This is a genomic window from Mesorhizobium sp. B2-4-12 (assembly GCF_006441575.1).
GTDB lineage: Bacteria > Pseudomonadota > Alphaproteobacteria > Rhizobiales > Rhizobiaceae > Mesorhizobium.
The window spans coordinates 133,351-146,384 of sequence record NZ_VFVC01000003.1 but is presented as its reverse complement, the minus strand read 5'-3'; the positions used below and the strand labels follow the sequence as shown (position 1 = coordinate 146,384).

The 13,034-nt window shown below is 64.2% G+C and carries 17 protein-coding genes; 3 read left to right on the top strand and 14 right to left on the bottom strand.

What is annotated here, in order from left to right; genetic code table 11:
* Positions 1-222: 222 nt before the first annotated feature.
* The 14 genes from fliP to FJ934_RS03185 form a co-directional block, all read right to left on the bottom strand.
* On the bottom strand, positions 223-954 hold the full coding sequence (gene fliP / locus FJ934_RS03250) for a flagellar type III secretion system pore protein FliP (protein ID WP_140607209.1): 732 nt from the start codon (positions 952-954) through the stop codon (positions 223-225).
* Positions 951-1,445, bottom strand: a complete 495-nt coding sequence (locus tag FJ934_RS03245) for a flagellar basal body-associated FliL family protein (protein ID WP_140607208.1) — start codon at positions 1,443-1,445, stop codon at positions 951-953. The genes fliP and FJ934_RS03245 overlap by 4 nt, the downstream gene beginning before the upstream one ends.
* 14 nt (positions 1,446-1,459) lie before the next feature.
* Complete coding sequence (gene flgH / locus FJ934_RS03240; RefSeq protein ID WP_140607207.1) at positions 1,460-2,167, bottom strand: flagellar basal body L-ring protein FlgH; 708 nt, start codon at positions 2,165-2,167, stop codon at positions 1,460-1,462.
* A complete protein-coding gene (locus FJ934_RS03235) occupies positions 2,164-2,748 on the bottom strand; it encodes a MotE family protein (RefSeq protein ID WP_181165493.1) in 585 nt (194 codons plus the stop codon). The genes flgH and FJ934_RS03235 overlap by 4 nt, the downstream gene beginning before the upstream one ends.
* 3 nt (positions 2,749-2,751) lie before the next feature.
* Positions 2,752-3,840, bottom strand: a complete 1,089-nt coding sequence (locus FJ934_RS03230) for a flagellar basal body P-ring protein FlgI (RefSeq protein WP_226890705.1) — start codon at positions 3,838-3,840, stop codon at positions 2,752-2,754.
* A 149-nt stretch (positions 3,841-3,989) separates the two neighbouring features.
* Complete coding sequence (gene flgA / locus FJ934_RS03225; protein WP_140607204.1) at positions 3,990-4,526, bottom strand: flagellar basal body P-ring formation chaperone FlgA; 537 nt, start codon at positions 4,524-4,526, stop codon at positions 3,990-3,992.
* 6 nt (positions 4,527-4,532) lie between these two features.
* The gene (flgG, locus tag FJ934_RS03220; protein WP_140607203.1) at positions 4,533-5,321 is read right to left on the bottom strand and encodes a flagellar basal-body rod protein FlgG; all 789 of its coding nucleotides are present in this window, start codon (positions 5,319-5,321) and stop codon (positions 4,533-4,535) included.
* Positions 5,322-5,332: 11 nt separating this feature from the next.
* The gene (locus tag FJ934_RS03215; protein WP_181165492.1) at positions 5,333-5,656 is read right to left on the bottom strand and encodes a flagellar hook-basal body complex protein FliE; all 324 of its coding nucleotides are present in this window, start codon (positions 5,654-5,656) and stop codon (positions 5,333-5,335) included.
* Positions 5,653-6,069, bottom strand: coding sequence for a flagellar basal body rod protein FlgC (gene flgC, locus FJ934_RS03210; RefSeq protein WP_140607202.1), 417 nt, complete (start codon positions 6,067-6,069; stop codon positions 5,653-5,655). Before flgC ends, FJ934_RS03215 begins: the two co-directional genes overlap by 4 nt.
* 2 nt (positions 6,070-6,071) lie before the next feature.
* Entirely contained in the window at positions 6,072-6,452 is a 381-nt protein-coding gene (gene flgB / locus FJ934_RS03205; RefSeq protein WP_140607201.1) for a flagellar basal body rod protein FlgB, read from the bottom strand.
* A 145-nt stretch (positions 6,453-6,597) separates the two neighbouring features.
* The gene (locus tag FJ934_RS03200; RefSeq protein ID WP_140607200.1) at positions 6,598-7,380 is read right to left on the bottom strand and encodes a hypothetical protein; all 783 of its coding nucleotides are present in this window, start codon (positions 7,378-7,380) and stop codon (positions 6,598-6,600) included.
* Positions 7,361-8,761, bottom strand: a complete 1,401-nt coding sequence (fliI, locus tag FJ934_RS03195) for a flagellar protein export ATPase FliI (protein ID WP_140607199.1) — start codon at positions 8,759-8,761, stop codon at positions 7,361-7,363. The genes FJ934_RS03200 and fliI overlap by 20 nt, the downstream gene beginning before the upstream one ends.
* 1 nt (position 8,762) lies before the next feature.
* Positions 8,763-9,488: a flagellar basal-body rod protein FlgF gene (gene flgF, locus FJ934_RS03190; protein WP_140607198.1), complete on the bottom strand. Its 726-nt coding sequence runs from the start codon at positions 9,486-9,488 to the stop codon at positions 8,763-8,765.
* Positions 9,489-9,490: 2 nt separating this feature from the next.
* Complete coding sequence (locus FJ934_RS03185; RefSeq protein WP_140607280.1) at positions 9,491-10,612, bottom strand: DUF1217 domain-containing protein; 1,122 nt, start codon at positions 10,610-10,612, stop codon at positions 9,491-9,493.
* 147 nt (positions 10,613-10,759) lie between these two features.
* Here FJ934_RS03185 and motA point away from each other — a divergent pair, with 147 nt between their 5' ends.
* The 3 genes from motA to fliN are packed head-to-tail and all read left to right on the top strand — an operon-like array spanning position 10,760 to position 13,019.
* Complete coding sequence (gene motA, locus FJ934_RS03180; RefSeq protein WP_140607197.1) at positions 10,760-11,635, top strand: flagellar motor stator protein MotA; 876 nt, start codon at positions 10,760-10,762, stop codon at positions 11,633-11,635.
* Positions 11,636-11,667: 32 nt separating this feature from the next.
* A complete protein-coding gene (locus FJ934_RS03175) occupies positions 11,668-12,615 on the top strand; it encodes a FliM/FliN family flagellar motor switch protein (RefSeq protein WP_140607279.1) in 948 nt (315 codons plus the stop codon).
* Between the two features lie 17 nt (positions 12,616-12,632).
* Positions 12,633-13,019, top strand: coding sequence for a flagellar motor switch protein FliN (gene fliN / locus FJ934_RS03170; RefSeq protein WP_140607196.1), 387 nt, complete (start codon positions 12,633-12,635; stop codon positions 13,017-13,019).
* Positions 13,020-13,034 lie beyond the last annotated feature (15 nt).

Here is a 13,034-nt window from a genome sequence, read left to right as displayed (position 1 = left end):
TTTTTGACATACCGGCTTGTCCGGTATGACGGAGCGGCATCATGCCAATGATCGTCGAAAGAGATCACCCGCCATCTGCGAGCGACTATGGCGGCGAGTTCCTACCAAAGACCTAAATCCGACGGTTAATCGAAAATAATCTGGGAATTCGATGATGGTTCCCGCACCGCCCACCCTTGTCGGCAGACGGTGCCTTTTGCCGGGGCCGTGCGACGGAAACGATCAGGTGAAGGAGCGCACCAGGCTGCCGACAAGCAGGTTCCAGCCGTCGATCAGGACGAAGAACAGGATCTTGAATGGCAGCGACACCACGGTGGGCGGCAGCATCATCATGCCCATCGCCATCGTGATGGTGGCGACGATCAGGTCGATGATCAGGAAAGGCAGCACGATCAGGAAGCCGATTTCGAAGCCGCGCCGGATCTCGGAGATCATGAAGGCCGGCACCAGGATGCGCAGGTCGACCGTGTCGCGCGAGACGGTCTGGCCGCGCTCGCGGGCGAGGTCGGCGAAAAGGTCGAAGTCCTTGTCGCGCACATTGTGCAGCATGAAAGTGCGGAACGGATCCGAGATCTTCTCGAATGCCTCGGTCTGGCTGATCTGGTTGTCCATCAGCGGCTTGACGCCGGTGTTCCAGGCCTGATCGAAGGTCGGCGCCATGACATAGAAGGTCATGAACAGCGACAGCGAAATGAGGATGAGGTTAGCCGGCGTCGACTGCAGGCCGATGCCGGCGCGCAGGATCGAGAAAGCGATGACGAAGCGGGTGAAGCTCGTCACCATGATCAGCAGGCCCGGCGCCACCGACAGCACCGTCAGCAGGCCGAACATCTGGATGATGTAGCCGACGGTGGTGCCATCGGCCTTGCCGATGCCGCCGAGGTCCAGTTGCTGGGCCGCCGCGACGGATGTGGCAGCGCCGATCAGCGCCGCTGCAAGAAGGAATTTCCTCATTCGACCAGCAATGTCCTGATGAGTACCTGTTTGGCATGGCCCTGGCTGCGGATCGAGGCGCGTTCCTCGAGATCGGCTTTCAGGTGCTGGTAACCGCTGGCGCCTTCGATCTGGTGCATCTTCAAGGTGCGCACGAAGGCCAGAAGGTCCTGCTGGATGTCCTCCGCCATCGCCGGCGGCTGCGGCGCGTCATAGACCACGAATGCCTCCATCCTGAACCAGGTGTCGGCAGGCGAGGCGATGTTGGTGGTGATCGGCGCCAGTGCCACGAGCGTCGGCCCCGTGCCCGGCTGTTGCGCGGCGGCGGGCTGGGCAGCCTTGCCCTCGTTCTCCGGCGCGACCGGAACCGACGCCGGTCCTCCGACGCCCTTGAGATAGCCGCCGGACAGCCAGCCCATGCCGATGGCGGCGGCCGTCACCACCAGCAGCATGGCGCCCTGGACGGCAAGGGAAGGTCCCTTGCGAGCCTGAAGCTGTTCGACATTGGCCACGCTGTTCTCCAACCCTAGAACGGAAGAACCTGGTCGAGAACCTGCTGGCCGTAGGCCGGCTGCTGGATCTCGGTGATGCGGCCGCGTCCGCCGTATGAAATGCGCGCCTCGGCGATGCGCTCGTAGGGAATCGTATTCTCGGCACCGATATCGGCCGGCCGCACGATGCCGGCGATGGTCAGCACCCTGAGTTCGGCGTTGACGCGCACCTCCTGCGAACCGCTGATCATCAGATTGCCGTTGGGCAGGACGTCGGTGACGATGGCCGCGACATTGAGCTCCAGCGTTTCGGATCGCTTGATCTCGCCGTCAGCAGTGGTGTCCGTGGCCGAGTTGAGCGCGCCGGAACCCTTGCCGGCTGTGCTGAGCTTGTCCCATTGCGCGCTGATGTCGAAACCGAGCTTGCGGTTGGCGGTGCGGCTTCTGTCGTTCTGGTTCTTGAAGTTGGCGCGGTCGTTGATGCTGATCTTGACGGTCAGGATGTCGCCCTGCGACAGCGCCCGGGGGTCCGTGAACAGCCGGCTCTGGCGATCGTTCCAAAGCGAGAATTTCTTGACCGGCGCGCGTGGCGACTCCGGGTATTTGTAGAGGGAGCCGGTGTTGCCGCCATCGATGCCGGAGCCGACCGGCGACAGCGCCGGTTCCTTGCCGACCTCCCTGAGGTTGGTTCCGCAGCCGGACAGCGCTGCGATCGCGCACAGGATGAGCATTCTGCGGATCATGACGGATCTATCCTTCGGGCTGCGCTGGCCATGATGCCGGTGAGCGTCGCCGCCGCCTTCTGGTCCATTTCGTTGAGAATGACACTGGCCTTGCGTGAATCGAGCTTCATCAGGATGGCCGCGGCCAGGTCTGCGTTGACGATCGCCAGGCGTTCAGCCGCGGCATCGGGCTTCATGCCGGCATAGATCTTGACGACGCCGTCCTCTGCCCGGGCCAGGAAGACCTCGCGCCGCTTCAGCCACGTCTCGTATTCGGCCTTCTTCTCGTCCAGCGCCTTCATGCGCTGGTCGATGCCGGCCTGGAGCTGCTTCAGTTCTTCCGCCTGCAAGGCATAGCGGCGGTCGCGGGCGGCGTCGGCTATGTTGGAGCAGAAGCGCTCGATCTCGCTTTGGTCAGGCGCCTTTTCCCGCGTCAATCGCTGCGGCGCCATCGCGGGCTGCGCTCCGGGCAGAACCTGGCGAACGGTGTCCTCGGCGTCCGCGCCGCCGGAAAAGGACATGGCCGCGAGAGCTGCTGCCGCGAACAGGATTGTGCGGGGGAGGCGCCTTTCATGAGATGAGAGAGGAGGGATCATCGGCATCGCCTATTGGAGAACCAGATCGGCTTGCAGGGCGCCGGCCGACTTGATGCCTTGCAGGATGGCAATGATGCCGTCCGGCTTGACGCCGAGACGGTTGAGGCCGGAAACGAGGGTTTGCAGGTCAGGCCCATCGAGCACGGCGACGCGACCATTGGGCCGGCTGGCGTCGATGGCGGTGAACGGCTCGACGGCGGTTTCACCCTTGGAAAAAGGTTCAGGCTGCACGACACGCGGCGCCTCGGTGATGCGCACCGTCAGTGTGCCGTGACTGATAGCGACCCGCGAGATCTTGACGTCGTTGCCGATGACGATGGTGCCGGTGCGCTCGTCGATGACGACGCGGGCCGGCGTGTCGGACTCGACCACCAGATTCTCGATCTCGGCATAGAAGCGGGCCGCCGATATGCTCTTCGGCCTCCTGATCTGGACGGTGCGGGAATCGCGCTCGGCCGCCACGCGCATGCCAAAGCGCTGGCTGGTGTAATCGTTGATCGCGTCGGCGATACGGATGGCGGTCGAAAAATCGGGATTGCGCAATTGCAGCGTTAGCGTCGGCTGGTCATCGAATTCGGCCTTCACCGACCGCTCGACAATTGCGCCGTTCGGGACCCGGCCGGCGGTTGGCACGCCCTGCGTCACTTGCTGGGCCTGACCCTGGGCGGTGAACCCGGAAACGATGACCGCGCCCTGGCCAACGGCATAGATCTCGCCGTCCGCCGCCTTCAGCGGCGTCATGATCAGTGTGCCGCCTGATAGCGAGGTGGCGTCGCCCATCGAGGAGACGTCGATGTCGATGCGGGCGCCCGATTGCACATAGGGGGGCATATTGGCGGTGACGATGACGGCGGCGACGTTCTTGGCGCGCGCGCTGCCGCCCTCGGTGGCGATGCCGAGATTTTCGAGCATGGCGCGGATCGACTGCTCGGTGAACGGCGAATTGCGCAGGCTGTCGCCAGACCCGGCGAGCCCGATGACGAGGCCGTAGCCGACGAGCTGGTTATCGCGCGAACTCTGCAGCTGGGCGATGTCCTTGATGCGCGAGGCGACCTGGCCCGGCGGCAGCGAGCTTGGCCCGGACGACACGCGGAACATGCGGGTGGTGGTGGCCGGATCATATTCCGGATCGTCGTAAACGCCGCCATTCCTGGCGGCGAGTTCGCGCTTGGCCTTGGGCGTCAGGCCGTCGGCCAGCGCCGGCTGCAGGCCGAGCGCGGCCGCAAGCAGAAGGGTAAATGCGCGCATCATGAAGCGCTGACCTGGATGGTTCCGTCGGCCATCACAGTGCCGGAAAGGATCTTGCCGCTGTCGGTGTTGCGAACCTTGATGAGGTCGCCGGCCGAACCCGGCTGCAAGGTCACGGCGGTCGCCGATATCGTCAGTCCGCCGGCGATGAAGAAGACCTGCACGGCGGCGCCCTGTTCGACCAGCCAGGCCTGGCGGATGGCGGTCGAAGGAATGTAGCGGCCGGGCAGCAGCGTGCGCTTGGCGATCTTGCCCTGCAACTCCTCGGCGCGGGTTGCCACCGCATCGGGCTTGTGCTTGCCCGGGATGAGGGTCACCTGCTTCAGCGCGGTGATCTCGATGGTCTCGCCGGGATAGATGACCCGGTTGGGGATCAGCACGACCTCGCCGGCAGGCTGACTTCTGGCGATCTGCGTTGCCGATTGGTCTGTCGACGGGCCTTTCGACTCCTGGGCGAAAGCCGGCAAACCACCGACCACCAACGCAAAGGCAAGCGCGGCGCGGCGGAGTGCGGAGCAGGAGATCGGCATGGCCATCGTCCGTTACCTGATGTTCTTGGAGACAACAGAGGCCATGTCGTCGGCGGCCTGGATGACCTTGGAGTTCATTTCATAGGCGCGCTGCGCCGAGATCAGTTCGGTGATTTCCTTGACCGGGTCGACGTTGGAAGCCTCGAGATAACCTTGCTGGACGGTGGCGAAGCCGGGGTCGCCGGGCACGCCGACATTGGCCGGGCCTGACGCCGTCGTTTCCTGGAACAGATTGTCGCCGAGCGGCGCCAGCCCCGCCTCGTTGGCGAAGTTGACGATCTGGAGCTGGCCGAGCGTCTGCAGGTTGGTCTGGCCGTCGATACGGGCGAAGACCTGGCCGGTCTTGTTGACGATGACTTCGACGGCGTTGACCGGCACGGTGATGGCCGGGATGACACTGGCGCCGTCCGCGGTCACCAGCTGACCGGTGGCGTTGGTGTTGAAGGCACCGGCGCGGGTATAGAGCGTGCCGCCATCTGCGCCCTCGATCTGAAACCAGCCGCGGCCGGTGAGCGCCATGTCGAAACTGTTGCCGGTGCTGGTCAGTTCGCCCTGTGTGTGGACGTTGCGCACCGCGGTCGTCTTGACGCCGAGGCCGATCGAAACGCCCTCCGGCACCAGCGAGGCGTTGGAGCGGTTGGGCACGCCTTGCGTGCGGTCGACCTGGTAGAGCAGGTCCGAGAATTCGGCTCGCGCCCGCTTGTAGCCGGTGGTGTTGATGTTGGCGATGTTGTTGGCGATGACTTCCAGATTTGTCTGCTGGGCATTCATGCCGGTGGCGGCAATGGCGAGTGCTTTCATGGCCTAACTCCTCAGATACCCATGCGACTGACTTCGAGATAGGCCGAAACGACCTTGTCGCGGATGGCGACGGCGGTCTGGAGCGCCTCCTGCGCGCTCATCACGGCATCGACGACCTGGCGGGTGTCGGCATCGCCCTTGAGCGCCTGCAGCGACACCTGTTCGGCATTCTGCAGCGTGTTGACGGTCTTCGACGCCGCCTGGCTCAGCGCCTCGGTGAAGGAGGTGCCAAGATTGCCCGGTGTCGCGGGCGCGACACCGCCTTGAAGCAGGTCGGTTGCCGTGTCGCCCAGCCCAGGCTTCAGGTTAAGCGCGCCGATGCCGTTCACGATCATTGGTTCCTCATCAGGTCGATGGTCATTGAGATGAGGTCGCGCGCCTGCTTCACGACTTGCAGGTTGGCCTCGTAGGAGCGGTTGGCCTCGGTCATGTCGGCCATTTCGATCAGCACGTTGACATTGGGCAACTTGACGTAGCCCTTCGCGTCGGCGGCCTCGTTGCCGGGTTGGAATTCGACGGGAAAGTCACTCGGATCGCGGTCGATCGAGTTCACCGCGACCGTTGAGCTGCCGGAGGCCCGGTCGAGCTCCGAGACGAAGCTGATGGTCTTGCGGCGATAGGGGTCGGCGCCGGGCGTGGTGCCGGTCGACTGGGCATTGGCGAGGTTCTCGGAAACCACGCGCAGGCGCTCGGACTGGGCGCCGAGGCCGGATGCTGCGACTTTCAGGGCTGAGGTCAATGCGTCCATGGTCAGCTCTTCACCGCCATCATCATCATCGAGTGGAACGCCTTGACGATGGCCGTGTTGAGCTCGAAGGAACGGCGCACTTCGCCGGCCTTGAGAAGCTGGTCTTCAAGCACGACGCTGTTCTTGGACGGCATGACCACACCGTCGTCTTCCTGCGGCTTGACGGTGAAGCCGGCATTGGTCGCGGCGTTGCCGAGATGGCCGGCCTCGGTGGCCTGCAGCGACACCGCCGTGCGGTCGAGCACCTTTTCGAACGGCTCGACATCGTTTGCCATGTAGCCTGGCGTGTTGGCGTTGGCGATGTTACCGGCGATCGCCGACTGACGCACGGAAAGCCACTGCGCTTGCTTGGCGGCGAGATCGAAAAGGGAAACGGGCTCCATGGGAATCTCCGGGCATGTGCCCAAAGACTAGGCCGTCAGTCTTGCGCGGACCTTGCGGACGGCCGCCAGAAAGGTGTGAAGCGGTTTTCGCATGACATCATGCCCCGTTTCTTGATCGGAGCCGGATAGGCAGAACCACGGCGGCCTATCTGGAGAGCTCGATCACCTGATTGGTGCTGGTGAGCATGACCCATTTTCCGTTGCGCTGCTCGATCGAGGACACCTTGCTGGAATCGGGCAGGGTCGAGCCACGCTGGACGATCCACAGGCCAGTGTCGTCCTCGATCATGGCGCGGCCATTGGCGACATGGACCATGCGGAATTTCGCCACGTCGGCCGGAAAGGGCTGCTCGCCGGGCGCCCGGGCCGGCGTGGCGTCGTCCTGCACCGTTCCGGTGGCAAGCAGGTCGATGTCGGCGTTGGGAACGTCCTTGGCCGTCAGTGGTGCACTGCGTTGGGCGACCACGCCGCCGCCCTCACGCCCTGAATTGGTGCCGGTGCCGCCAAACTTGATCGCCTGGACGCCGAACTGTTCCTGGTTGAAGAAGATGTACCAGGGAAAGAGCGCACAGATCAGGCCAAGCGTGATGCCGAGCGCGGCGATGACGAAGTCGCTGCGCCGGTCCGCCTTCCTGCCCAGTTTGGGAAACTGCGGCTTGGGAGGCTGCGACCATTCGGTGACCGGGAACAGGCCGTCGATGAGCGAGTCCCGGCTGGCCTGCGTCAGGTCGGCGGTCTCCGGCCGGGAGGGCCTAGGCAAGGGCGGCTTGGCAGCCCTGGCCAGAACGGCCTCGGCTTTGGCGCGGTCGGCCTCTGTCTTGACGGCTCTGGCTTCTTCAGCCCTGGCTTGCTCGGCGGCGTTCGCCTCGGCGATCATCTCGCGCAGGAGGCGCTCGGCGTACTGGCCTTCAGTCTCCTGGTTCGGCATTCTGCTTTCCCTTGAGATGGCGGGCGAGATCGGAGAACGGATCGGCCGACGGGCGGTCCCTGGGCGATTGCGTCAACGCCTCGTAGATCAGGGGTACCTGGCGCACGGCCATGTCGAGTTCGGCGTCAACGCCGCCCTGGTAGGCGCCGAGCAGGCGGATGTCGCGCGTGTCCTCGAAGCGGGAGATCATCGACTTCAGCCGTGCCACCAAAGCGCGCTGTTCGGCGCTCCAGGCCTTGCCCGCCAGTCGCGAAATGGACGACAGCGGGTTGACCGGCGGATAGCGGCCATGCTCTGCGATCGCACGGTCGAGCACGACATGGCCATCGAGAATGCCGCGTACGGAATCGGCGACCGGATCGTTGTGATCGTCGCCGTCGACCAGCACGGAAATGATGGCGGTGATCGAGCCTTTACCTTCCGCCCCCGGTCCAGCGCGCTCGAGCAGCTTGGGCAGTTCGGTGAAAACCGAGGCGGGATAGCCGCGCGCGACCGGCGGCTCACCGGTTCCCGTCGCCACCTCGCGCAGCGCATGGGCGAAGCGGGTGATCGAATCCAGCACCAGAAGCACTCGGTGGCCCTGGTCGCGAAAGTGTTCCGCGACGCGCATGGCGGTGTCGGGCGCACGCCGGCGCATCATGGCACTCTCGTCGCTGGTGGCGACGACGGCCACGGTCTTGGCCATGCTGTCGCCGATCGTGTCCTCGAGGAATTCGCGCACCTCGCGGCCGCGTTCGCCGATCAGCGCCACGACGACGGTGTCGAACGCGTCGGCGCCGGCGAGCATGGCGAGCAGCGTCGACTTGCCGACACCGGAACCCGCGAAGACGCCCATGCGCTGGCCGAAACACAGCGGCGTGAAGATGTCGATGACCTTGACGCCGGTCATGAAGGCGGTGCCGACGCGCTGCCGCGCCATGGCACCAGGCGTCGTGGCGCTGCCCGCAGTGTCGTCGCCCCTGATCAGCGGCGGACCGCCATCGATCGCCCGGGTGAGCGCATCGATGGCACGGCCGCGCCATGAGCCGTGCGGGTGCACCGCGAGCGGACCCCTGCGGAACACGGCATCGCCGATACCGGCATCGGCGCTGCGTTCGAAGGGAGCAACGACAACCTCGTCGCGGCTGATCTTGACGACCTCGCCGCGGCGCGCGCCGGCCTGGCCGCGTTGTTCGACGATGTCGCCCAGCCTGGCGAAATCGGAAAGGCCGCGCACTTTGTAATGCGTGGGCGTGACTTCGGTGACGAGACCGCCACGCTTGACCAGTCCATCGGCGTTGCCGAAGCGCCGCCATATCCTCTCCAACGCGGCAAGCCGATCCTCCGGCGCCGGCTGGAACTGTCTTTCGGGTGCGCGGATCGATGGCTGGTTCGACGACATGCTACGACTTCGAGCCGAGCGTCTTGATTGCCTCGTCGGTGGAGGAATCCGTCTGCCGCATCAGGGCGGCGGTGTTCTCGAAGGCACGCTGGACCATGATCAGCCGGGTCATCTCCAGCACCGGATTGACGTTGGATTCCTCGACGAAGCCCTGCGCGACGCCGACATCGGAACGGTCGGTGACCGGCTCGGGCGTGCGCGCCGGCACGATGCCTGAATTGCCGTAGCGCACGAAGTTCTCGCCCGGGTCGAAATTGTAGAGGCCGATCGAGCCGACAAGCTGGTCGTTCTGGCGCAGCGACCCGTCGGCGCCGGCCTTGGGCGGACCGTTGCGGGGATCGAGCTGGATCGGCGCGCCGCCGGCGTCGAGCACCGGGTGGCCTTCGATCGACATCAGCTCGCCATTCTCGTTCATCGAGAAGCGGCCGTCGCGGGTCATGACGGTGCCGGCCGGCGTATCGATGGCGAACCAGGCATCGCCCTGGATCGCGAAATCGAACGGATTGCCGGTCTCGGTCAAGGAGCCATGGGCGCCTGAAAGATAGGTCTTGCCCGACGAGGCGAAGGACACCGATTTCTGGCCGGTGCCCGACACCACGTCCTCGAATTTCACACCGGTGGCACGAAAGCCGACGGTCCCGGCATTGGCGACATTGTCGGCTATCGTGTCGAGCCGGCGCTCGAGCGCCATCTGCGAAGAAAGGGCGACGTAGAGACTGTCCCGCATGATCAGAACTTCAGTTTCTGCATGGCCATCATCAGGTCGGTGGAGATGCCAGCCGTGACCGGCTGTGCAAACAACACGCTGACCGACGTCACGGCCGGCGAGGTCGGGTTGTTGATCTCGTACATGCTGGTGAAGCGGGTCAGGAACTTGCCGAGTTTCTCGGGGTCGGAGAAATCCGAGATGCTGAGCTTCTGTTCGAAGAGCTGCGCCTGCTTGTCGATATCGGCGGCGGCGAAGGAATCGGGCAGCCCGAGCGCGGTGCGCACCACGCTCGCAAGCGCCGTGTCGGCCAGCACGTCGTACCAGCTGGTGATGGTGGGCGCCTTGCGCTGGAAATAGAGCGCCAGCCGCACGCCTTGATTGGTCTGGCCGGCATCCTCCTCCAGCGTCTGGCGCATGTATTTGTCGACGGTCGGCTGCTGCGCCGGATTGATGGTGGTGGCGTTTTCGCCGTACTGTTCGAAGTTGAAGGCCGAGGCCAATGCCGCGTAAACCGGGTTCGTCTGCTTGTTGGCGACGCTGTTGGGGTCGCGCACGCCGCCCTGCAGAACCTGCTTGATAAGGTCCTTGTCCTCCGTCGCCGAATCGAGGCCGAACGCGGCCAGCGCGTAGGTGTAGAGCCGGCTGTTCGACATCAAATCGTCGACCGACTTCACCTTGGTGATGTTGGCGAGATAGTAGGTCGTCTCGCCTTTCACATAGTCCGAATTCGGGTCGAGACCGGCGATTTGCGCCTGTATGGCGTAGTTCTTCGTCACCAGCTGCTGCGCCTTGTTGTAGATGGTCGCATCGGCGCCATTGGCGGCGAAGTTGAAGGCGCTGACGAACTCGGCGTAGCGCTTGTCGGTCAGCTTGTTGGCGAAACTGTCGGGGTCGGAAACGCCTTCCTTGAGCGCCTTGACCATGAAGGCCTTGGCGTAGTCCATGTCCTCCAGTCCGTAGGCCTTCATGGCATATTTGAACAGCCGGTCATTGTTGACGAAATCGTCGATCGATTTCACCTTGGTGATGTTGGCGAGATAATATTGCGTATCGCGGTCAACCGTCGGCTGTTGCTCGATGCGGGCGATGGATTTGCCGATGTCCTTGGTGATCAACTGGTAGCTGGTAAAGGTATTGAGCAACGTCATGCCTCCGGCCGAAGCTTAATATCGCGACAATAATCTCGCTTCCTTGCGCGAAACTGAATCGGTCCGGCCGTTCGGATTCAAGCCTCACACAAGGCACGGGGACTATCCCTTGCGCTGACGTGAAATGCGGAAGGACCTGCCGTGGGCATTCTGATTGGACTGGTGGTGACGCTCGGCTGCGTCCTTGGCGGCTTCATGGCCATGGGCGGACATCTGCACGTGCTGGTCCAGCCATGGGAAGCGGTGGTCATCTGCGGCGCTGCCTTGGGCACCTTCCTGGTCGCCAACCCGATGAAGACGGTCAAGGATACCGGCAAGGGCATCCTCGAAGCCTTCAAGCAGGCCGTGCCGAAGGAACAGGATTACCTGGAGACGCTCGGCGTGCTGCACAGCCTGATGCGCGAATTGCGCTCGAAATCGCGCAGCGAGGTCGAGGCGCATATCGACAATCCGGAAGAATCGGCGATCTTCCAGGCCTTTCCGACCGTGCTCAAGAACCATGACCTGATGAATTTCATCTGCGACTACTGCCGCATCATCATCATCGGCAATGCCCGCTCGCATGAGATCGAGGCGCTGATGGACGAGGAAATCCAGACCATCAAGTCCGACAAGATGAAGGCCTATCATGCGCTGGTCGCGGTCGGCGACGGCCTGCCGGCGCTCGGCATCGTCGCCGCAGTGCTCGGCGTGGTCAAGGCGATGGGTGCCCTTGATCAATCGCCGGAAATCCTCGGCGGCCTGATCGGTGCCGCCCTGGTCGGCACCTTCCTCGGCATCTTCCTGTCCTATGCCGTGGTGGGGCCTGTCGCCACCAAGATCAAGACGGTGCGCGAGAAGAAGAACCGCCTCTACATCATCGTCAAGCAGACGCTGCTCGCCTACATGAACGGCGCGCTGCCGCAGGTGGCGATCGAGTTCGGCCGCAAGACCATCTCGTCCTATGAGCGGCCGACCATCGACGCGGTCGAACAGAGCACGATGGCCACCGGCGCCGCCGAGAAGAAAGCCGCTTGAGCAATGCACGACAGATCGGTGCCGATACGGTCATGACCAGCCCAGGCAGCCCCGTGCAAGCGCGCTCGCTGATCATCGAGCGTCTGGTCGGCGATAGCGGCGAGGCCGATCAGGTGATCGATGCCGGCCGCGCCATGGCCGAACGCGCCGTACCGCTCTTGCAAAAGGGCCTCTCGGGCGAACTCGGCATTCCGGTGATCGTCGACCTCAGGGCCGTCGAGGTCAGTCGCGTCCCGGAGGCGCGCTCACGCGCCGGCGAAAACTTCGCCATGACCGTCGTCGGATCGCCTGCATCCTCGGACGCGATGACGCTCGTCATCGATGCTCCCGCGATCGCGATCATGGTGTCCATGCTGTTTGGCGGCGATCCGGATATGCCGGCATCGTCGATCGAGCGCGACCTGTCGCCGATCGAGGCCGATGTCTCGACCATGGTGTTCCAGGAGGTGGCGCAGGCGCTGAACGGTTCGGGGCGGCGTTCGCTCGACCTGCGGCTGCCCGCGCCGCGTGCCATGTCCGGTATCGAGGCCAGAAAGCATGTGCTGCGCGACGGCGCCGCGATCCGCATCGTCCTTGGCATTTCGACGCCAGTCGACAGCGGCTCCATCACGGTGACGATGCCGCAGCGCGTCGTGCTGGTCGGCCGCGACGGCACCGCCCCCGTCGCCGAGGACGATCACGGCGGCAGTTGGCGTGCACGCTTTTCGGAAGAGGTGATGCGCTCGACAGTGGCGCTGGAAGCCACCATGCCGCTGGCGCGGCTGACGCTTGGCGACCTCGCCGGTCTCGAAAAGGGGCAGGTCATCGACTTCGACGAGACAGCGCAGTCACGGGCCCGCCTCAGCGCGCGCGGCAAGACGCTGTTCGTATGCGAGTTCGGCAAACTGGGGCAGAATTACACCGTCCGAATCACGCATCCCTTCGATGCCGGGCAGGATTTCATCGATGGGCTCATGCCGGCTGGTGCCGGGCGCGCCTGAGCTTTTGGAGACGACGCATGCGCAAGACTAAGGTAGAAGCAGAGCTCGACCAGCCGGACGAGCAGCTCGACCGCGCCATCGAGGAATTGCGCGGGGTCCTGCACGAAGAAGAGCAGCGTCCCGATGCGGCGTTCAGGGCCGCCGCGGGAGCCAATTCGAGCGTCATCATGAACATCCCCGTCGATGTCCAGATCATCCTTGGCAGCACTGAAATGGCTGTAGCCGATCTGATGGCCTTGCAGAAGGGCTCCACGGTCGCGCTCAACCGCCGCATCGGCGAACCCGTCGACGTCGTCGTCAACGGCCGCAAGATCGCGCGCGGCGAAATCACGGTGCTCGAAAGCGATCCCTCGCGCTTCGGCATCAGGCTGACCGAAATCATCGCCGGCACGAAGGGCGCCTAGACGTGGATCGCGGCA